This window comes from Streptomyces violaceusniger Tu 4113 (assembly GCF_000147815.2).
Lineage (GTDB): Bacteria > Actinomycetota > Actinomycetes > Streptomycetales > Streptomycetaceae > Streptomyces > Streptomyces violaceusniger_A.
Genome location: NC_015957.1, coordinates 5,648,432 through 5,668,203 on the forward strand (window position 1 = coordinate 5,648,432; position 19,772 = coordinate 5,668,203).

Genomic DNA, 19,772 nt, shown 5'->3' on the forward strand with positions numbered 1-19,772 from the left:
CGGACAGCCCCAGGAGCGGCGACAGGCCGGGCGTCCCTGGGAGCCACGACGGCCGGGCGGCCGCTCAGTGGGCGGGCAGCCCCGCGCGCACCCGCTCCAGCGTGATCGGCAGATCGCGGACCCGCACCCCCGTGGCGTGGTACACCGCGTTGGCGATCGCCGCCGCCGTGCCGACGATGCCCAGCTCCCCGACGCCCTTGCTGCCCATCGGGTTGAGCTCGTCGTCGTCCTCGTCGAGCCAGTGTGCCTGGACATCGCGCACATCCGCGTGGGCCGCGATGTGATACGTGGCGAGGTCGTGGTTGGCGAAGTCACCGAACCGCGGGTCCGTCTCCAGGTTTTCGTACAGCGCCATCGACAGTCCCATGCACATGCCGCCGTGCAGCTGCGAGCCCGCCGTCCGGGGGTTGATGATGCGTCCGGCGGCGAACATCCCCAGCAGCCGGTCGACCCGCACCTGACCGGTGATGGCGTCCACCCGCACCTCCGCGAACTGGGCGCCGTAGGCGTGGCGCGAGAACTCCCGGCGCGCCTCGACGTCCTCGGCGGTGTCCGCCCGCTCCTCCAGCCCGCCGGGCGGGATCGCGCCGGAGACCTCGTCGAGCCGCTTGGCCAGGGCCCGGCACGCCTTGGACACCGCCCATCCCCAGGAGCTCAGGCCCATCGAGCCGCCCGCCCACGGTGCCTGGCCGTAGGCGCTGCGGCCGATGTCGAGGGTGACCCGGTCGATCGCCACACCGAGTTCGTCCGCCGCCACCTGGGTCAGCGCGGTACGGGCCCCGGTGCCGATGTCGGCCGCGGCGATCCGTACGGTGAAACCTCCGCCGGGCTCGGCGCGGGCGGTCGCGGTGGAGGGCCAGGTCAGGGCGGGGTAGTTGCCCGCCGCCACTCCGGTGCCGGCCAGCCAGCGCCCTTCCCGGCGGTGCCCCGGCGCGGGGTCGCGGCCCGCCCAGCCGAAGCGCGCCGCGCCCTCCCGCAGACACGCCACCAGATTGCGGCTGCTGAACGGGCGACCGGTCTCCGGTTCCACGGACGGCTCATTGGCCACCCGCAGTTCGATGGGGTCCATGCCCAGCTCAACGGCCAGTTCGTCCATCGCGCTCTCCAGCGCGAACATCCCGGGCGCCTCGCCGGGGGCCCGCATCCACGAGGGCGTCGGCACATCCAGCCGCGCCAGGCGATGGGTGGTCCGGCGGTGGCGCGCGGCATACATGACGCGGGTGGGGGTGACCGTCTGCTCGCAGTACGGGCTGAGTGTGGAGCTCTGCTGCAGCGCGTCGTGCCAGATGGCGGTGAGCCGGCCGTCCCGTTCGGCGCCGAGCCGGATGCGCTGCAGGGTGGGCGTCCGGTACGAGACCATGGTGAACATCTGCTGCCGGGTGGCCGCCACCTTGACCGGGCGGCCCACCGCGCGGGCGGCCAGCGCGGCGAGCACCGTGGGCGGGCGGGGAATCGCCTTGGAGCCGAACCCGCCACCGGTGTGGTCGGCGACGATCCGGACGGCGCCCTCGGGCAGGCCGAACAGCTCGGCCACCCTGCCGGCCGTCATCCAGGGGCCCTGGTCGCCGTTGTAGAGGGTGAGCGAGTCCCCGTCCCAGACCGCGATGGTGGCGTGCGGTTCCATCGCGCTGGTGTGCTCCGGGGGCGTGGTGTAGGTGGCATCGAGGACGACCGGCGCCGCGGCGAGGGCGGCCTCCACGTCGCCGGTCCCGGTCTGCCCCGGGTAGCCGCCGTTGACCGTGTCGGGGACGAAGATGCGCGGATCGCCGTCCTTCAGCTCGGCGTCGTGGTCGTCCACGTCGTACTCGACCCGCAGGGCCGCCGCGGCCTGACGGGCCGTCTCGAAGGTGTCCGCCACCACGGCCGCCACGATCTGCCCCCGGTAGGCGACGTCGGCGGATTGCAGGACGGCGAGTTCGGGATCGTCGGTCGGGTGCAGCCGGGGCGCGTTGCGGCTGTCGAGCACGGCGATCACCCCGGGCAGGGTCCGGGCCGCTCCGGCGTCGACGGCGCGCACCCTGCCGCGCGGGATGGTGGACTGCACCGCCCACCCGTACAGGGCGTCCGGCACCTGGTACTCATAGGCGTAGAGCGCGGTACCGGTGACCTTCTCGCGTCCTTCGACACGGGTCACCTCCGCGCCCACGGTCCGCTGGAGCGTGGTCATCGACGCTGCCCTCCCACAAGGTCGCGCACGGCCGAGGTGACGACATCCACGGCGAGGTCGATCTTGAACGCGTTCTGCGGCAGCGGGCGCGCCGAGGCGAACTCGGCCCGTGCCGCCTCCCGCAGGGTCTCCTCGGTCGGCTGCCGGCCGAGGAGCAGCCGCTCGGTCTCGCGGGCCCGCCAGGGGCGGGTGCCCACACCGCCGAGCCCCAGCCGGATCTCCCGCAGTGTGCCGTCGGCGTCCGTGGCGGCCACGGCGGCCACCGACACCACCGCGAACGCGTAGGACCAGCGGTCGCGGACCTTGCGGTAGAACATTGCGGCGCCTTCGGGGGGCGGTGGCAGCTCGACCCCGGTGATCAGATCGCCCGGTTGCAGCACCGTCTCGCGGTCCGGTGTGTCACCGGGCAGCAGATAGAAGTCGTTCAGCGGCACCGCACGGGGGCTGCCGTTCGCCCGCCGCAGATGGACGACCGCGTCGAGCGCGGCCATCGCCACCGCCATGTCCGAGGGGTGGCTCGCCACGCAGAAGTCGGAGGTGCCGAGCACGGCCAGGTCTCGGTGGAGGCCCTGGATGGCCGAACAGCCGGTTTCCGGCTGCCGCTTGTTGCAGGGTTTGGTGACGTCCTGGAAGTACACGCAGCGGGTGCGCTGCAACAGATTGCCCCCGGTGGTGGCCACTGTCCGCAACTGCCCGGAGGCCCCGGACAGCAGCGATTCGGCCAGTGCCGGGAAGCGCTCGCGGACGCCGGGGTCTCCGGCGAGCCGGCTGCCCGATACCAGCGCGCCGATAAGCACACCGCCGTCGGGGCGGTGCTCGATGGTGTCGTACGGGAGCTGGGTGATGTCGACGAGCATGGTGGGCTCGGTCACCCCGAGCTTCATCAGGTCCACCAGGTTGGTGCCCCCGGCCAGGTACACCGTCTCGGTGGAGTCGGCCACGAGCGTGGCGGCGGCCTGGGGGTCGGTGGCGCGCTCGTAGGCGAACGGCTTCATCGCGCCCCTCCTGCCGCGCCGGCGCGGGCCGGGGCCCCGTCGCCGTCGGCCCCGGCGACCTCGCGGATGGCGGCCACGATGCCGGGGTACGCCCCGCAGCGGCACAGGTTGCCGCTCATCCGCTCCCGGATCTCGTCGGCGTCCAGGTCACCCGGCGCGCCGACTCCGGCCGCCACCTCCTCGGTGACATGGCTGGGCCAGCCACGCGCGGCCTCGGTGAGCGCGCCGATCGCGGAACAGATCTGGCCCGGTGTGCAGTAGCCGCACTGGAAACCGTCGTGTTCCAGGAACGCCCGCTGCAGCGGATGGAGTTCCTCCGGGGCGGCGAGCCCCGCCACGCCCTCGATGGTGGTGATGTCGCGGCCCTGGGCGGCCACGGCGAACACCAGGCAGCTGTTGACCCGCTCCTCGTCGATCAGGACGGTGCAGGCCCCGCACTGCCCGTGGTCGCACCCCTTCTTGGCCCCGGTCAGCGCCAGGTGTTCGCGCAGGGCGTCCAGCAGGGTCACCCGGTGGTCGAGGGTGAGGGGGCGGTCAGCACCGTTGACACGCAGCATGAGATCGCTGTGAAACGCGTGAGCTGTCACATCACTCAGCCTGGCATCGGGGTGGGCGCCCCGCATCTTCGGCGTCACTCCTCGTGTTCCGCCTCCGAAGGCAGGGGATCGAAGGCCAGCCGCAGATGCGCCAGGTCCGGGGGGACCGGGGAGCGGGGGTGGTAGAACGGCGGGGCCGCGTCGGCGGCGGGCGAGTCGGCCAGCCGGAAGCGGTCCCGCAGGCGGTGGTAGAAGCGCGTCGGCGCGAGCCGCACCAGCCGCAGCCGGTTCGGTGCCCGGTAGGCGGCCACCCAGTCGCCCGGATCCAGCACCCCGCGCAACTGCCCGTCGAGGCTGACCGCCACCCGCCCCGAGGTCGGCAGGACCCGCACGGCGACAGCCTCGTCCACCGCGGCCACCACGGTACGGTCGAAGGCGATATGCGGGGCGACCGGGGTGAAGACCACCGCGTCCATGTGCGGGGAGACCACCGGCCCGCCGGCGGCGAAGCTGTAGGCGGTGGAGCCGGTCGGGGTGGCCACGATGATCGCGTCCGCCGAGTACGAGGCGAGCAACTGCCCGGACACATACACCCCCAGCCCCGCCTGGCGGTCGCGGGCGAGCTTTTCGAAGACCACGTCGTTGACGGCGATGACATCCAGCGCAATGCCCCAGCCGACCTCCTCGGGCCCGCGGCCGGGGCGGACCCTGGGCGGCGGCGGCACGGGGCCCCGCCCGTACCGCAGCAGCGCCTCCATGCCCTCGGGCATCTCCAGCGGCCGGGACGCCCGCAGGGTGAGCAGCATCCGCTCCTCGATCGTGGCACGGCCGTCGTGGACGGCGTCCAGCGCGTCCTCCACCTGATCGACGGTGATCTCGGTGAGGAAGCCGACCCGCCCCACGTTCACCCCCAGCGCCGCGGCCCCGTTCACGGCGGCGAGCCGGGCGCCGCGCAGAAAGGTGCCGTCGCCGCCGAAGGTGACGATCAGGTCGGGGTGGCCCGCGGCCGCGGCCTCCTCCTTGGCGCTGCGCCGGGGCTGGTCGCCACGCCAGACGTCCAGTTCGAAGCAGGAGATGCCGTGGGCAGCGGCCCATGCGCGGGCGGTGTGCGCCGCCGCGACAGCGGTGGGGCGGGCCTGGTGGACGACCATGCCGAGCCGGTTGACAGCCATGGCCCTTCCACCGTAGATCGGCCGGCCCCGAGGCGCCCGCCAGGCCGGCCCGCGGTCATGGCGACCCGCCGGCCGTGGCGAGGGCGGGCACCCTGGAGCTGAACATCCACGCTGATCTATGGTGTTGATCGGCAGATGGCCTGCGGGGGAACCACACCGCGTCCATACGGAGCCAGGGATGGTGCAGCAGATGGCGAGCCAGGGACGAACCGAGCTGGTCGAAGGCCTGATGGCGGGCTTCCCCCAGGTGCCCCGGGAAGCCGTGATCAAGGAGGACCTGCTGCGCGGCGGCATGGCCTTCGACGAGTCCGCGCTCAGCGGCAACGAGGACGGCGACGTGAAGCCGAAGTCGTATTTCATCTTCTCGTTCGACCACCGCACCCTGCCGGAGCTGGGTGCCGCGGCCCTCAACCGGCCGCCCGAGGAGATCGTGCTCACCGGCGGGCCGTACGAGCTGCGCCGCACCGTGGTGTCCGTCCGCGTCAACCCCGCGTCGCCGTATCTGGTCCGGGCCGGGGAGGACGGTGCGCTGGGTCTGTATCTGGACGGTGTGCGCATCGCCGATGTGGGGCTGCCCCCGATGCCGGACTACTACCGCCACACCCTGTCGAACGGCAAGTCGGTGATGGAGGTCGCGCCCACCATCCAGTGGGGCTATCTGGTCTATCTGACGGTCTTCCGGGTGTGCCAGTACTTCGGTGCCAAGGAGGAGTGCCAGTACTGCGACATCAACCACAACTGGCGTCAGCACAAAGCGGCGGGCCGCCCGTACACCGGGGTGAAGCCGGTCGAGGAGGTGCTGGAGGCGCTGGAGATCATCGACCGCCATGACACCGCCCGCACCTCCCAGGCGTACACCCTCACCGGCGGCGCGATCACCTCGCATATCGGCGGGCGGGACGAGGCCGACTTCTACGGCCAGTACGCGAAGGCCATCGAGGAGCGCTTCCCCGGCCGGTGGATCGGCAAGGTGGTGGCGCAGGCGCTGCCCAAGGACGACGTGCAACGGTTCCACGACTACGGGGTGCGGATCTACCACCCCAACTTCGAGGTGTGGGACCGGCGGCTGTTCGAGCTGTACTGCCCGGGCAAGGAGCGCTACGTCGGCCGCGAGGAGTGGCACCGCCGGATCCTGGATTCGACCGAGGTGTTCGGCGCGCGGAATGTGATTCCCAACTTCGTGGCGGGCGTGGAGATGGCCGAGCCGTACGGCTTCTCCTCCGTGGCCGAGGCGATCGGCTCCACCGGCGAGGGGCTGCGGTTCTTCATGTCGCACGGTGTCGTGCCCCGGTTCACCACGTGGTGTCCCGAGCCGACGACACCGCTGGGCAAGGCCAATCCGCATGGCGCCCCGCTGGAGTACCACATCCGGCTGCTGGAGACCTATCGGGCGACGCTCGAGGACTTCGGGCTGGCCTCGCCGCCCGGATACGGCCCGCCGGGGCCGGGACGGGCGGTGTTCTCGGTGAGCTCGTTCATGGACAGCCTGCCCGCCGCGGAGCCGGAGCAGGAGCCGGTGGCACCCTGACGCCGACGGCCGGCCCGGCTCGGGGGATCTCCTCAGCCGACGTGGACGTGGGGGCGGCGGCCGCGGTCGGGTTCGGCCTCGCGGAGGACCTCACGGGTGACGGGGGCGACCTCTCCCTGACCGAAGAGGAAGAAGCGCAGGAAGTGGGCCAGCGGATGGCCCTCCGTCCACTCGAAGTAGATGTGCGGGCGCTGCCCGGTGGCGTCCCGCACCCACAGGAGCAGCGCGGCCAGCGCGTTGGGGATGGTGGCACTCTGCATGGTCAGCACGCGGTAGCGGCCGTGCACCACCTCTCCGCACACCTGCAGCTCGCTTTCGAATTCGGACGGGTCGGCGACGGTGACCTCGACGAAGATGAGGTCGTCCTCGGGCGGGATGTCGTTGTCGGCGCGGATCTGGTGTTGCTTCTCCCGGTATTCGGCCAGGTCGCGGCGTTCCGGCTTATTGGCGATGAAGCGGATCCTGCGGTGGGCGGTGTCGCGGATGAACCGCTCGGCCAGGGGGTCGAGCGTCACGCTGGTGACCCGTAGCTCGAACGCCCTGGCGACCCGGGACAGCAGCGATACGGCCATGATGCCGGCGATGAAGCAGGCGCCGATCTTGACGCCGTCGGGCCGTTCGACGACATTGACCGCGGTGGTGTACAGGAAGATCACCGCGATGACGCCGAAGCCGACGGTCCAGCGGCGCTGCCGGGCGCGCCGGGCGGCGATGGTGACGGCGATGGCGGCGGAGGTGATGAGCACGAGCACACCGGTGGCGTAGGCGCCGCCCTGGGCGTCCACATCCGCCCTGAAGATCCAGGTCACCAGGAACGCGATGGCGATGAACACGAGCACCATGGGGCGGACCGCGCGCGCCCAGTGGGGTGCCATGCCGTAGCGCGGCAGATAGCGGGGCATCAGGTTGAGCAGTCCGGCCATGGCCGAGGCACCGGCGAACCAGAGGATGGCGATGGTGGAGGCGTCATAGACACTGCCGAACGCCGAGCCCAGGTACTCATGCGCGAGATAGGCCAGGGCGCGCCCATTGGCCTCGCCGCCCGGTTCGAACTCGCGCTGCGGGATCAGCAGGGTCGTGATGAAGCTGGAGGTGATGAGGAAGATGCTCATGATCACCGCGGCGGTGGTCAGCAGCTTCCTGGCGCCCTGGATGCGTCCGGCGGGGCGCTCCGGGGTGTCGCCCGGCTTGCCCTCGATATGCGGCATGACGGCCACGCCGGTCTCGAACCCGGACAGGCCGAGGGCCAGCTTCGGGAAGATCACCAGCGCCACGCCGATCATCACCAGGGGACTGCCGCGCTCGGCGACCAGCGCCTGGGACCAGTCGGGGATCACATGTGGCGCGGTGCCGACATGCCACAGCCCGACCGCCACCACGACGGCGTTGAGCAGCAGATAGGCCGCGACCAGCACCACGGCGATCCCGATGGCCTCCGTGAACCCCTTGAGAAACACCGCGCCGAGCAATCCCACCAGGATCAGGGTGACGGCCACCTCATGACCGTGCAGGGTCGAGGTGAGATGCGGATTCTCCACCAGATGGGCGGTGGCGTCGGCGGCGGAGAGAGTGATGGTGATGAGGAAGTCGGTGGCCGCGAAGCCCAGCAGGGTGAGGACGAACAGCTTGCCCTTCCAGAAGGTCAGCAGCCGCTCCAGCATCGCGATCGAGCCCTGGCCGTGCGGACTCTCCTCGGCCACTCTGCGGTACACCGGCAGCGCGCCCACCAGGGTCACCACCACCAGCACCACAGTGGCCACCGGGGAGAGCAGCCCGGCAGCCAGGGCGGCGATACCGGGCTGGTAGCCGAGGGTGGAGAAGTAGTCCAGACCGGTCAGGCACATGACCCGCCACCACGGCCGGCCGTGGTGTGCGCTTTCCGGCTCGGCATGCGGGCCGGGCTGGCGCTTGGCGATGTCGGTCAGGCCCTCCAGCAGCCATGCGCGCAGCCGGTGCCGTACCCAGCCGTCGGAGGCGCCGCCGCCAGAGGTGGAGGAGACCACGGGGTACTCCCGTCGTACAGCGAAAGGGTCCCCGGCCATCGGTGAGACCCTTCGGTCAGCGTATGCGGGCCGGCCGGCCACCACCCGGCCGGTGCCGCCGGCCGAAGGACATCGCTTTCTCAGTGGGTTTTCATCTTCGGTCCGTACGGTTGCGGCACATGGACACCACCAAGACCGACCAACCGACCGACACCGCTGTGCAGCCCGCAGAGGGCGAGGAAGAAGCCACGGCGGAGGGTGCCCCGAACACTGTTCCGGACCCGCAGGAAACTTCGGACCCGCACGAGGCACCGGACCTCGAGGAAGATTCCGACGACATCGGAACCTCTTCCCCGGCCACCACGCCGAGCGTCGTCCCCGGCGCCGCCTCGGTCGTCGCCGCCGGCCTCGGGCTCGCCTCGCTCTCCGGCACCTGGCTCGGCACCATGCTGCAGGAGCGCAAGCAGCTCACCGGCCAGATCAAGGCCCAGTCCGGGTCGGCCGCCGATCAGATCGCCACGGTGTACGGCACTCCGTGGCACACCACGGCCCTCGTCAACGGGCTCTTCGCACTGGCCGCCGTGGTGATCGCCGGTGTGGTGCTGCTGCTGCTGCGGCGGCGGCCCGTCACGACCGGGGCACCCTGGGTGACCGCGGTGGCCTGGGGAGCGGTGGCGCTCGGCGTCATCGGTCTGCTGATCGCCGCCGTCATGGGGCTCGACATCTTCAGCGAGCTGCCGAAGGTGCCCGCCTCCCCGAACACTCCGGCCGGCTGACCCGACCGTCTGTGCCGATCCGAGCGCGCCCCGTGGTCCGGATGGCTCACGCGGGGCGCGCTCCGTCGGCGGGGCGTGTCACGATGCGCATGTCACGATTGAGGTCCCGGCATCGGGACACCCGCGAAGGGGACAGGCCGTCCGGCCGCCCCCGGCGGAGAGCGCCACCAGGACGGCACGGACTTCCGCCTACGGAGTTTCCCCCCGATGAGCCGTTCCTCAACGTCCCCCTCCGACCGGCACGGGACACCACGCACACCGCATACGCCGGACTCACCGGAGCCCTCGCGCGCACCGGACGCACCGGACAGCCGACCTGAGCCGGACGGGCCCAATGCGCCGAGGGGCCAGGACGCCCGGACGCCGGGGGGCCAGGACGCCCGGACCGCCGTCACCGTCTTCGTCGCGCTCGGCGCCAATCTGGTCATCGCGCTGGCCAAGGCCATCGGCGGCGTCTTCGCCGGTTCCCCCGCGCTGCTGTCCGAGGCCGCCCACTCCGTCGCGGACAGCCTCAATGAGGTGTTTCTGCTCGCCTCCCTCAAACGCAGCAAGCGGGCGCCCGACGACCAGCACCCCTTCGGCTACGGCAAGGAGCGCTACTTCTGGGCGCTGCTCGCCGCTGTCGGCATCTTCGTCATGGGCGGCTGCTTCTCCTTCTTCCAGGGCGCCGAGGCCCTGAGCGCGGGCAGCTCCGAGGACCACAGCGGCTATCTGGTGGGCTTCGCGGTCCTGGGCCTGGCGCTCATCGCCGAGGGCTCCTCGCTGGTCCGGGCGCTGTTCCAGGTCCGCGGACACGCCCGGGAAGCGGGCCGTGGCATGGCGGCCGAACTGCGCAGGGGCGACGACCCCACGCTGCGCACCGTCCTGGCCGAGGACTCCACCGCCTGTCTCGGTGTGGTGTTCGCCCTGCTCGGCATGTGGCTACACATGGTCACCGGCGAGGTGGCGTACGAGGCCACGGCCTCCTTCCTGATCGGGGCGCTGCTGGTCTATGTGGCCTACCGGCTGGCCAGGGAATCGCGCGCGCAACTCATCGGCGAGGCGATCGACCCGGTCCAGCGCCGGGAGCTCCGCCGGTTCCTGGAAGGACAGCCGGAGATCGACACCGTGACCAGTCTGCTGACGATGCGTCTGGGCAACGATTCGACGCTGGTGGCGGCCCGGGTCGATCTCGTCCCCGGTCTCGACAGCGAGGAGGTCGAGGAGGTCCTGGTACGCGTCAAGACGGCGATGACGCGGATCTGGCCGCACGCCGACCAGATCTTTCTCGATGTCACCGACGCCTCGGCCAGGGACCGGGCGAAGGCGCGCGAGGACCGCCAGGCGCTCGATGAGACGGTGGCGGCCGTGGAGCGGGAGGACCGCGAGGGGTGAGATTGGCCCCGGCGGACCTGGGTACCCGGGTGAAGACCAGCCCACAACAGCGAACTCATGTACGGAGGCAGAACTGATGGGCCTCGGCGGTTGCATATTGATGATCGCGGTGGGAGGGATTCTCACCTTCGCCACCGACTGGAACGCCAGCGGCTTCAACGTCCAATTGGTCGGCCTGATCCTGATGGCCGTCGGCATCATCGGCACGTCGGCGTATGTGAGTGTGTACAAGCGCCGGCGCGTCGTGGAACCGACCGCCATGGCGCCCCCCGTGGTCGAGGAGCCCGAGCGTCACCGGCATCACCCCCACTACGACTACTGAGTGCCGGACAGCCCCTTTCCGAGGAGGTGGCCCCCGCCGCGGGTGGGGGCCACCTCGTCGTTGTACGACTCGCCCGGGAGGACACGATGAGCAGCGAACGCACCTCGGACCAGGACGCCCGTGGCCGCCGGGCCGCGCTGTTCGATGTGGACGGCACGCTCGTGGACACCAACTATCTGCACACCGTCACCTGGTGGGAGGCGATGCGGCAGGCGGGGCACACCGTGGGGATGCGGGAGATCCACCACACCATCGGCATGAGCTCCGACAAGCTCATGGACCGTCTGCTCCCCGAGGACCGGGACCGGTCGCAGGACGAGCGGATCAGCACCGCCCACAAGACCCTGTACGCGGAGTACTTCCCCCGGCTGCCCGCTCTCGACGGTGCCTCGGATCTGCTGCGCACCTTGGCGGAGCGCGGCTGGTACCTGGTGCTGGCCAGTTCCGCCTCGCAGGACGAACTGGCCGCGATGCGCGCCGCGATCGGTGCCGACGAGGCCATCGGCACCGCGCTCAGCTCGGACGACGTCGAGGAGGGCAAGCCCGCGCCGGACCCGGTCGAGCAGGCCTTGGAGCGCGCCGGGGTGCCGGCCCGGGACGCGGTCTTCGTCGGTGACACCGTGTGGGACGTCGTGGCGTGTGTGGAGGCCGGGGTGCGGTGTATCGCGCTGCAGTCCGGTGGCATCCCCCCTGAGATGCTGAGGGACGCCGGTGCGGACGAGATCTACCGGAACCCCGCGGATCTGCTCCACCACCTCGACGGCAGCGCGCTGGGGCACTGAGCCCCCTGCGGGACCCTTGACAGGTCCCTGTTTAAAACTGTCAGAATCTGTTGCGCGAAGGGCTGTTGTGGTCGGTCACGTGCCCTTCGCCACCACACAATCGAAGACAAGGGGATCGCGATGGCGGTCACGCGCAGATCGATATTGATCGCAGGCACCGCCGCCCCGATGGCCGGGGCACTTGTCACGGCCAATCCCGCGCAGGGCGCCCTCGCGTCCCGCGCCATGGGAGGACGGACGATCCCGCTCACGGACGGCTGGCGCTTCGCCCTCGTCAACCCCGGTGGGATCACCGACCCGACCGGCGCGTACGAGACCGCCCACGACCCGGCGTACGACGACTCGGCCTGGCGCGAGGTCGCCGTCCCGCACGACTGGAGCATCGAGCTCTCCCCCACCACCGACCACGGCACCAGCGGCGGCACCGGTTTCCTGCCCGGCGGCCTCGGCTGGTACCGCACCACCTTCACCCTGCCGCGCACCCTCGAGGGCAAGCGGATCTGCGTCGAATTCGACGGCGTCTACATGGACTCGTCCGTGTACTGCAACGGACGGCCCCTCGGTGAACACCCCTACGGATACACCGGCTTCGCCCTCGACCTCACCGAGGTGGCCCACACCGACGGCGCCACTCCCAACGTCCTCGCCGTCAAGGTGCGCAACCGCCTTCCCAGCAGCCGCTGGTACTCGGGCAGCGGCATCTACCGCCATGCCCGGCTCGTCGTCACCGACCCGGTCCATGTGGCCCGGTGGGGCACGTACCTCACCACCCCCGGCCTGGCCACCGCCCTGCGCGCCGGATATGCCACGGTGCGGGCGCGGACCCTCGTCGTCAATGCGTCGGACGGCCCGAAGCCGGTGACCGTGGTCTCCACCGTCAAGGACCCCGACGGGCACACGGTGGTCCAGGCGCACTCCACCGTCACGATCGGGGCGGGTGACACCCGTACCGCCACCCAGGAGCTCAGAATCGACCGGCCGCGGTTGTGGTCGTTCGACACCCCGGAGCGCTATGTCCTGGAGACCGAACTGCGGGTCGGCCAGGACACCACCGACCGGTACCGCACCCCCTTCGGGCTCCGCCATGTCACCCTCGACCCCGACCGCGGATTCTCGCTGAACGGCGAGTACGCCAAGCTCCAGGGCGTCGATCTCCACCATGACCTGGGCGCGCTCGGCGCCGCCGTCAACACCGACGCCGTGCTGCGCCAGGTGGCCATCATGAAGAGCATGGGCGTCAATGCCCTGCGCACCTCGCACAATCCGCCCTCACCGGAGCTGATCGAGGTCTGCGAGCGGCTCGGCATCGTGATGCTCGTGGAGGCGTTCGACTGCTGGCGCACCGGCAAGAACACCTATGACTACGGGCGCTTCTTCGACGAGCACTGCGAGGCGGACATCACCGAGATGGTGCGCGCCGCCCGCAACTCCCCCGCCGTCGTCATGTGGTCCATCGGCAACGAGATCCCCGACTCCACCAGCGCCCCGGGGCTGGGCATGGCCCAGCGGCTCATCGACGCCGTCCGCGCGGCCGATGACACCAGACCCGTCGTGATCGGCTCGGACAAGTACCGCGGTCTGCCCGCCGAGGGCTCCCCCGCCGACCTGATGCTCGCCAAGCTGGACGGGCTCGGCCTCAACTACAACACGGCCGCCTCGGTGGACGCCCTGCACGCCCGCTACCCGCGGCTGTTCCTCTTCGAGTCCGAGTCCTCCTCGGAGACCTCCACCCGCGGGGCCTATCAGGAGCCCGAGCACCTCAACACGGGCGAGAACCACACCCCCGGCAGGCGCGAGACCTCCAGTTACGACAACAACCTCGCCTCCTGGACGATGAGCGGCGAGTACGGGCTGAAGAAGGACCGGGACCGGAGGTTCTTCGCCGGGCAGTTCCTGTGGTCGGGCATCGACTACATCGGCGAGCCCACGCCGTACGACGTGTTCCCGGTGAAGGCGTCGTTCTTCGGCGCGGTGGACACCGCGGGCTTCCCCAAGGACATGTACTACCTGTTCAAGAGCCAGTGGACCGGCGAACCGATGGTCCATCTGGTTCCCATGGACTGGACCGGCCACCGGCCGGGCGAGACCGTGGAGGTGTGGGCCTACTCCAACGTCGCCTCGGTGGAGCTGTTCCTGGACGGCCGGTCGCTGGGGGTCCGCGAGTTCGACGCCAAGAAGACCACGGACGGCCGCGCCTACCTGGAGACCACCGAGCCCACCGGCGACGACAAAACCGTCACCTCAGGCCCCTACCCCGGCAGCTACACCAGTCCGGGCGGCAGCGCCGGAAAGCTCCACCTCACCTGGAAGGTGCCGTTCGCACGGGGTGAGCTGAAGGCCGTGGCCCGGCGCGGCGGCCGGGTCGTGGCCACCGATGTGCTGCGCACGGCGGGACGCCCGCACACCGTACGGCTGACCCCCGACCGCGAGAGCGTCGACGCCGACGGCCGCTCGCTGTGCTTCGTGACCGCCGAAGTGGTCGATGCCCACGGTGTGGTGGTGCCCGACGCCGGCCATCCGATCGCCTTCAAGGTCACCGGAGGCTCCCTGGCCGGGGTCGACAACGGCCGCCAGGAGAGCGCCGAGCGCTACCAGGCGAGCACCCGCACCGCCTTCCACGGCAAGGCCCTGGCCATCGTCCGCTCCGGCACCGAGGCCGGGCCGCTGACCATCACGGCCCGCTCGGCGGGGCTGCGCACCGCGACCACCACCGTCCGCGCCACCGGCGGGACATCGCAGCCGGTCACCCGCCCGGTGCCCTTCGCGCCCGACCCCGGCCCCGGCGCCCCGGATCAGCCACGCGCCGACGCGAGCTATTCGGGCGCGCCGACGACCCTGCCCGCGGCCATGCTGGACGGCGATCCGGCCACCGGCTGGTCCAACGCCTTCCACAAGCCCGCCACGGCGCTGCTTCCCGCCTTCGACGGCGCCCGGAAGGCCGACTGGGTCTCGGTGACCTGGAGCGGGAGGCGGCGGCTGCGCCGCGTGGAGGTGTCCTTCACCGTCGACGCCACGCACACCCTGCCCGCCTCGATCGAGGTCTCCGCATGGAACGGCCATGCCTACGTCCCGGTGCGCGGGGCGTCCGTCGACTGGGCCACCGCCTCCGGCACCCCGACGGTCATCACCTTCGACCCGGTCCGCACCTCCCGGCTCCGGCTGGACCTCACCAGCCGTCATCCGGGCGCGGCCGACGGCGCCCAGCGCATCGTCGCCTTCGAGGCCCGGTGAGCGGCTGAATCCGACGGCGCCACGCCGAAGGGGCCACGAGCGGGGCCGCCACCTCACCGGCTCATCCCCAGCCGGCGGGGTAGCGGCGGTAGCGGCGGCTCCGGGGCCGGATGGCCAGCGTGGACAGCAGCCCGGCGAACCCCACCACGATGACCACCAGGCCGGGGCCGAGGCTCTGGGCGTACGCCACGACGTCGTCGAGCGTCGAGACGCCGTCGTCGACCCCGGAGGTGCCGGGCGCGGCGCCCGTCTGGCCGCCGGACGCGATGGACGGGTTGGCGCTCTGGGCCTTGGCGCCCGGGATGCTCACCCCGAGCGCGGTCAGCGCCTTGGTCACGGGCTGGAAGAACGTCACCCCGCCCTTGGTGCAGTCGCCGCTGCCGCCGGAGGTGACACCGAGCGCCACGCCCTGGGCGAAGAGCGGCCCGCCGCTGTCGCCGGGCTCGGCACACACGGTGGCCTGGACCAGCCCGGTGACCGTGCCCTCGGGGTAGTTGACCGTCGCGTTGAGCCCGGTCACCTTGCCCGAGCGCAGCCCGGTGGTGCTGCCGCTGCGGAACACCTCCTGGCCCACGACGGGGTCGGCCACGCCGGTGACCCGCACCACCTGGCCGCCACCGACGTTGAGCACGCTGCTCTGGTCCAGCGAGGTGTTGTCGTACCGCACCAGCGAGAAGTCGTTGCCGGGGAAGCTGGTCTGGACCGTGGTGCCGATTTTGGTGCGGCCGGTGGCGTCGGTGAACCAGGGGGTGCCGGGGGGACCGCAGTGCCCCGCCGTCAGGATGAAGCCGGCCTGGCCGTTGGTGACATTGAAACCGGCCGAGCAGCGGCTGCCGTTGGTGAACATCGGAGCGGCGCCCGCGGTTCTGGTGGTGAAGGAGTCCGTCGTCCGCTGTGTGCGCACCTCGTCGCCCACCTCCGCCGCGAGGTCCTTCATCCTCGACCAGCGGGCAGTGGAGACGGTGCTGTCGCCGACCAGCACGACCTGGTTGGACTTGGGGTCCACCATCCACGCGGTGCCCGCCACCCGGGGCGCCGAGCGCAGCTTCTCGGTCGCGGAGGCGAGCTGCTCCATGCTGTACCGCACCCGTTTGGCGGTGGCCCCGGCCCGGCTGACCTCGCCCGCCGCCGTATCGTCCGTCACCGCGACCACCGGACGGCCGTCGGCGCCGATCCAGTTGCCCGCCGTACGGGAGGTGCCGAGCGCGGACACCAGCCGTCCGCCCACATCGTCCGTCTGGCGCGCGGTCAGGGCTCGCGAACCGTCGCTTCCGGTCGCCCCGTGGGCCGATCCGCCCGGCACGGCCTGTGAGACCATCACCCCGCCACAGACCAGCGCCCCGACAGCCGCGAACCGCACGACCCGGCGCACGCCGCGCCGCATGTGCTTCACCACCCTGTCTCCTTACGTCGATCCAGCCGGGGCCTCGGACGGCGAAGGCCCTCCCCCTCATACGTAAGGAAGCGGCGTCCTGCTCACTCCCCGGACGGAGCGGCGGCCAGGGCCTGCCGCGGCCCGCGGGAACCGGGGATCAGCGCCGGTCGCCGTAGCGCTTGCCGAGGAACCCCCCGACCAGGGCGGCCGTGCCGCCGCCGAGGATGGCCGCGCCCTGGGTGGCGGCGTCATGGGCGAGGAAATACGTGGCCACCCAGATGTACGCCACGACCGTGCCCGCGCCGAGCAGCGAGCCGAATGCCTGCAGCCCCGTGTGGACCCAGTCCATGCGGCGGCGGTGCTCGCGTTCCCGCTGGAGCTCGGTGAGCATCCACTCCACCGTGCCGGGCCTGACCGCCTCCCACTCCTTGGCCTGTTCCACCGGCAGCCGGTCGCCCCAGGGCACCGCCGTCTCCGGAGGGCTGCCCGGGGCGGGGTTCTCACTCGCGTTCTCGGTCACGGCGCCTCCCCCGGACGGTCCGGACGGGACGGGGGATCCGCGGCCGCGGACCGTGGCGGAGGCGGACCGAGCGCGGTGAGGAAGTCGGCCATGTCCCGCTCCATCTCTCGCTCCACCGGACGTCGCGCCCGCCGCGCGGGGGACTGAGGGATCGCCAGGGACGCCAGATATCCCTCGCGCAGCGCCTGCCAGGGCGCGGTGGGCCGGTGGGCGCCCGCCTCCCCGGCATCCGGGCGCAGGGCGTCGAGCCACCGGGCCTGCCGGTCCTGCTGTCTGGCCCACGCGAAGCCGCGCGCCGCGAGCGCCAGCCACAGCAGGCCGAGACACACGAACCCCACCCATCCGGGAACGTCGTCCAGGTGGCCGGGGCGCAGCGAGGGCAGGGCCACCGCCCCCGACACGGCGAGGAGGATCCCCAGCACGATGACGATCGGGGCGAGCGCTCCGGCGCCCACAGTTCTCGCACGGGGAGGAGCCGACCACGTGGCTTCCGCGGCCCCCGCGGCGGCGGGTAGGGCCGCTGCCTCGATCCTCGGGGCGGACATGGCCTCTCCCCGGGCCACGGTGCGCAGCAGCGCCTCGGCCCGCTCGGCCGTCAGCCGCCGTTCCGGGTCCTTGACCAGCAGACCCTCGATCAGCGGCCGCAGCGGACCCGCGTATCTCATGGGCGGCGGCGGGTCGTTGAGCACCGCGCTCATCAGCTCGCCCACGCTCTCCCCCTGGAACGGCACGACGCCCTCGACGGCCTCGTACAGGGTCACGCCCAGTGACCACAGATCGGCCCTGAGCATCGCTTCCCCGGTCGCCTGATACGGCGAGGGCGTGAAGCGCTCCGGCGCCATGTAAGGGGGCGTTCCGACCACCGTGTCCTCGTCCACGAAGGTCAGGCCGAGATGGTCCACCAGTACCGCGGGGCCGTCCGGGCGGAAGAGAATATTGCGCGGTTTGACGTCCCGATGGGCGACCCCCGCCGCGTACAGGGCCCGTAACCCGCGCAGCACCTCCAGGCCGATCCGGGCGATCTCGGGCACGTGCGGCCGGCCGTCCCACTCACGCATCCGGTCCGCCAGCGAACGCGGATCGAGGCGCTCCATGACGATCCAGACCCGGCCGTCTCTCTCTCCCAGGTCATAGATGGCGGCCAGATGCGGATGCACGGTCGCGGCGAGGACGCGGATCTCACGGCGCAGCCGTTCGCGCCACCGCCGGTACGCCTCCGGGTCCGGATCGCCGCCCGGACGCAGCTCCTTGACGACGACGGGGCGACCGAGCGCCACGTCGTAGGCGTCCCAGACCAGGCTCATACCGCCTGCGCCCAGGCGCCCGCGTAACTCGTACCGGCCGCCGAGCATGGTCCCGTGGGGCGATCCCCGCTCGGAGCCGTGCTCGTGCCGATCGCCGCCGGATGTTCCCCCGGTCGTCCCCATCCGCCACCCCCTCACCAGCCGACTGATGCCCACAGTAGGGCGTCGGCCGGGCCCGGCGAAGGGGGCCACGGACACGAGCCCGGTGGCGCACCGCGGCTCAGGAGGCGCCCTTCTCGTACGGCGCGCTGGTGAACACCACCTTGTCGCGGGTGCCGTCGGTCACCCAGAACCGTTGCGGCTTCTCCCCGTAGAGCGCGAAGAGCGGGTCCGGTCCCCAGGCCAGCACGACCTCGTCCTTGCCGTCGTGGTCGAAGTCCCCGGCGCCGAAGAGCCTGACGGCGCGCTGCTTCTTCGGCACCTTGCGGCCGTCCACGCGGGCCGGGACGGTGCGGTCGAGGGTGCGCCGGTGGGCGATCTCGCCGGGGGCGTCCGGGCGGATCGTCAGCAGTTCGGTGCCGCCGGTGCGCAGCGAGACGGCCAGCTCGTCGGTGCCGTCTCCGTCGGTGTCGGCCGCGGCGAGGACATCGCCGCCCAGGGCGGGGATTTTGATCGGCGAAGGGGTCGATCCGGCCGTGTGCTTGGTGTACACACTCACCGACTGGTTGACGTCAGCGGGTTCGGTCTCATAGCCCGGTTCGTCGTTGCGGCTGCCGGTGTCGGCGACCGCGACATCCCGCTTCCCGTCGCCGTCGAAGTCGCCGAAGGCGATGGCGTTGCCCTTGCGGAGGGTGCGGCCGGTGGTGGCGAGGCCGTCCGGGCCCGCCGTGAGAAGCGCGGACTCCATCTGGTCGTCGTCGCCCTGCGCATGCACCACCAGGTCGGTGGGCCGGTCGCCGTCGATGGCGTCGGCGTACAGCTCCGCGATCTGGCCGCTGGGCCCGAGCGGATTGGCGTACGTCTCGGTGCGGGCGGCCTTGCCGTCGCGGCGGAACGGGCCGTACATCACATGGAAGTCCTTGCCGCTCTGGCGCACGGCGGCCAGATCGTGGTGTCCGTCCCCGTTGAAGTCGCCCGCCGCCAGGGGCCGGGGGATCTCCAGGCCGTCGTCGGCGTCGGTCAGCCGCACCAAAGTGGCGGGGGCTCCCCGGCGCGGCCCCTCGGGGCCACCCCAGGCGATGAAGGGGAGCGTCTGGCTGGAGATGTGGGTGCGCTCACTGCCGGCCGGATCGCGCTCCTTGGTGGCGGTGGCGACCACATCGGCGAAGCCGTCGCCGTCGAGGTCGGCGGTGGTCGCGGAGTGCGTCTCGCCCGCGTTGCGCTCCTGCCACCCGGCGCCGGTGGGCAGGCCGAGGTCCGCACGGCCGAGCACGGTGCGGACGGCGGGGTCGACGCCCTTCGCCGCGCCGTACACGTAGGCGATGTGGCGCAGGCTGCCGAGTTCCTGCCCGGAGGCGAGGGGAATTCTGAGCTCGGGGCGGCCGTCGCCGTTGAGGTCGTCCGGCAGCGCGCTGCCCTTGCCCCGGGCGACGGGAACGGTCGCGGTGGGGGTGACGACGGGTGCGGCCGTGCTCTTCCCGGCCCCGTCGCCGCCCTTCTTCGCATCGTCTCCACCGCCACCGCCGCACGCGGTGAGCAGCGCCAGCGCGGCGGCGCAGAGGGCGGCGGGGACGGGGCGGAGACTGGTGGTGGGGGATGCCATCAGGCC

Annotated in this window: 15 protein-coding genes; 6 read left to right on the forward strand and 9 right to left on the reverse strand. The window is 71.8% G+C overall.

Going from position 1 to position 19,772, the window contains the following annotated elements; genetic code table 11:
* Positions 1 to 64: 64 nt before the first annotated feature.
* Genes STRVI_RS23480 through STRVI_RS23495 form a run of 4 tightly spaced genes read right to left on the reverse strand, consistent with a single transcriptional unit; the run spans position 65 to position 4,870 of the window.
* Positions 65 to 2,167: a xanthine dehydrogenase family protein molybdopterin-binding subunit gene (locus tag STRVI_RS23480; RefSeq protein WP_014058118.1), complete on the reverse strand. Its 2,103-nt coding sequence runs from the start codon at positions 2,165 to 2,167 to the stop codon at positions 65 to 67.
* Positions 2,164 to 3,162: an FAD binding domain-containing protein gene (locus STRVI_RS23485; protein WP_014058119.1), complete on the reverse strand. Its 999-nt coding sequence runs from the start codon at positions 3,160 to 3,162 to the stop codon at positions 2,164 to 2,166. The genes STRVI_RS23480 and STRVI_RS23485 overlap by 4 nt, the downstream gene beginning before the upstream one ends.
* Complete coding sequence (locus STRVI_RS23490; protein ID WP_014058120.1) at positions 3,159 to 3,785, reverse strand: 2Fe-2S iron-sulfur cluster-binding protein; 627 nt, start codon at positions 3,783 to 3,785, stop codon at positions 3,159 to 3,161. Before STRVI_RS23490 ends, STRVI_RS23485 begins: the two co-directional genes overlap by 4 nt.
* 8 nt (positions 3,786 to 3,793) lie before the next feature.
* Positions 3,794 to 4,870 (reverse strand): NAD(+)/NADH kinase, encoded by a 1,077-nt coding sequence (locus tag STRVI_RS23495; RefSeq protein ID WP_014058121.1) that lies wholly within the window; start codon positions 4,868 to 4,870, stop codon positions 3,794 to 3,796.
* Positions 4,871 to 5,060: 190 nt separating this feature from the next.
* Here STRVI_RS23495 and STRVI_RS23500 point away from each other — a divergent pair, with 190 nt between their 5' ends.
* Positions 5,061 to 6,398 (forward strand): radical SAM protein, encoded by a 1,338-nt coding sequence (locus STRVI_RS23500; protein WP_050993988.1) that lies wholly within the window; start codon positions 5,061 to 5,063, stop codon positions 6,396 to 6,398.
* 32 nt (positions 6,399 to 6,430) lie between these two features.
* On the opposite strand, the gene STRVI_RS23505 is transcribed toward STRVI_RS23500, so the two are convergent.
* Entirely contained in the window at positions 6,431 to 8,440 is a 2,010-nt protein-coding gene (locus STRVI_RS23505; protein WP_251982722.1) for an amino acid transporter, read from the reverse strand.
* A gap of 119 nt (positions 8,441 to 8,559) precedes the next feature.
* On the opposite strand from STRVI_RS23505, the gene STRVI_RS23510 reads away from it, so the two are divergent.
* From STRVI_RS23510 to STRVI_RS23530, 5 genes are all read left to right on the forward strand, one after another.
* Positions 8,560 to 9,156: a hypothetical protein gene (locus tag STRVI_RS23510; protein WP_014058124.1), complete on the forward strand. Its 597-nt coding sequence runs from the start codon at positions 8,560 to 8,562 to the stop codon at positions 9,154 to 9,156.
* Positions 9,157 to 9,363: 207 nt separating this feature from the next.
* Positions 9,364 to 10,530: a cation diffusion facilitator family transporter gene (locus tag STRVI_RS23515; RefSeq protein ID WP_014058125.1), complete on the forward strand. Its 1,167-nt coding sequence runs from the start codon at positions 9,364 to 9,366 to the stop codon at positions 10,528 to 10,530.
* A 76-nt stretch (positions 10,531 to 10,606) separates the two neighbouring features.
* Positions 10,607 to 10,852, forward strand: coding sequence for a hypothetical protein (locus STRVI_RS23520; protein WP_014058126.1), 246 nt, complete (start codon positions 10,607 to 10,609; stop codon positions 10,850 to 10,852).
* A gap of 86 nt (positions 10,853 to 10,938) precedes the next feature.
* Positions 10,939 to 11,634, forward strand: coding sequence for an HAD family hydrolase (locus tag STRVI_RS23525; protein WP_014058127.1), 696 nt, complete (start codon positions 10,939 to 10,941; stop codon positions 11,632 to 11,634).
* A 120-nt stretch (positions 11,635 to 11,754) separates the two neighbouring features.
* Positions 11,755 to 14,865 (forward strand): glycoside hydrolase family 2 TIM barrel-domain containing protein, encoded by a 3,111-nt coding sequence (locus STRVI_RS23530; protein ID WP_014058128.1) that lies wholly within the window; start codon positions 11,755 to 11,757, stop codon positions 14,863 to 14,865.
* Between the two features lie 61 nt (positions 14,866 to 14,926).
* Here STRVI_RS23530 and STRVI_RS23535 read toward each other — a convergent pair whose 3' ends face one another.
* From STRVI_RS23535 to STRVI_RS23550, 4 genes are all read right to left on the reverse strand, one after another.
* Complete coding sequence (locus STRVI_RS23535) at positions 14,927 to 16,258, reverse strand: alpha-lytic protease prodomain-containing protein (protein WP_043239581.1); 1,332 nt, start codon at positions 16,256 to 16,258, stop codon at positions 14,927 to 14,929.
* Positions 16,259 to 16,397: 139 nt separating this feature from the next.
* Positions 16,398 to 16,760, reverse strand: a complete 363-nt coding sequence (locus tag STRVI_RS23540) for a hypothetical protein (RefSeq protein WP_014058130.1) — start codon at positions 16,758 to 16,760, stop codon at positions 16,398 to 16,400.
* Positions 16,757 to 18,187, reverse strand: coding sequence for a serine/threonine-protein kinase (locus STRVI_RS46500; protein ID WP_014058131.1), 1,431 nt, complete (start codon positions 18,185 to 18,187; stop codon positions 16,757 to 16,759). Before STRVI_RS46500 ends, STRVI_RS23540 begins: the two co-directional genes overlap by 4 nt.
* Positions 18,188 to 18,284: 97 nt before the next feature.
* On the reverse strand, positions 18,285 to 19,766 hold the full coding sequence (locus tag STRVI_RS23550) for an FG-GAP repeat domain-containing protein (protein WP_063644403.1): 1,482 nt from the start codon (positions 19,764 to 19,766) through the stop codon (positions 18,285 to 18,287).
* Positions 19,767 to 19,772: the final 6 nt, after the last annotated feature.

Coding starts and splice junctions, on each gene's coding strand:
- STRVI_RS23480 (WP_014058118.1), bottom strand. CDS start 2,167: ATGACCACGCTCCAGCGGACCGTGGGCGCGGAGGTGACCCGTGTCGAA.
- STRVI_RS23485 (WP_014058119.1), bottom strand. CDS start 3,162: ATGAAGCCGTTCGCCTACGAGCGCGCCACCGACCCCCAGGCCGCCGCC.
- STRVI_RS23490 (WP_014058120.1), bottom strand. CDS start 3,785: ATGCGGGGCGCCCACCCCGATGCCAGGCTGAGTGATGTGACAGCTCAC.
- STRVI_RS23495 (WP_014058121.1), bottom strand. CDS start 4,870: ATGGCTGTCAACCGGCTCGGCATGGTCGTCCACCAGGCCCGCCCCACC.
- STRVI_RS23500 (WP_050993988.1), top strand. CDS start 5,061: ATGGCGAGCCAGGGACGAACCGAGCTGGTCGAAGGCCTGATGGCGGGC.
- STRVI_RS23505 (WP_251982722.1), bottom strand. CDS start 8,440: ATGGCCGGGGACCCTTTCGCTGTACGACGGGAGTACCCCGTGGTCTCC.
- STRVI_RS23510 (WP_014058124.1), top strand. CDS start 8,560: ATGGACACCACCAAGACCGACCAACCGACCGACACCGCTGTGCAGCCC.
- STRVI_RS23515 (WP_014058125.1), top strand. CDS start 9,364: ATGAGCCGTTCCTCAACGTCCCCCTCCGACCGGCACGGGACACCACGC.
- STRVI_RS23520 (WP_014058126.1), top strand. CDS start 10,607: ATGGGCCTCGGCGGTTGCATATTGATGATCGCGGTGGGAGGGATTCTC.
- STRVI_RS23525 (WP_014058127.1), top strand. CDS start 10,939: ATGAGCAGCGAACGCACCTCGGACCAGGACGCCCGTGGCCGCCGGGCC.
- STRVI_RS23530 (WP_014058128.1), top strand. CDS start 11,755: ATGGCGGTCACGCGCAGATCGATATTGATCGCAGGCACCGCCGCCCCG.
- STRVI_RS46500 (WP_014058131.1), bottom strand. CDS start 18,187: ATGGGGACGACCGGGGGAACATCCGGCGGCGATCGGCACGAGCACGGC.
- STRVI_RS23550 (WP_063644403.1), bottom strand. CDS start 19,766: ATGGCATCCCCCACCACCAGTCTCCGCCCCGTCCCCGCCGCCCTCTGC.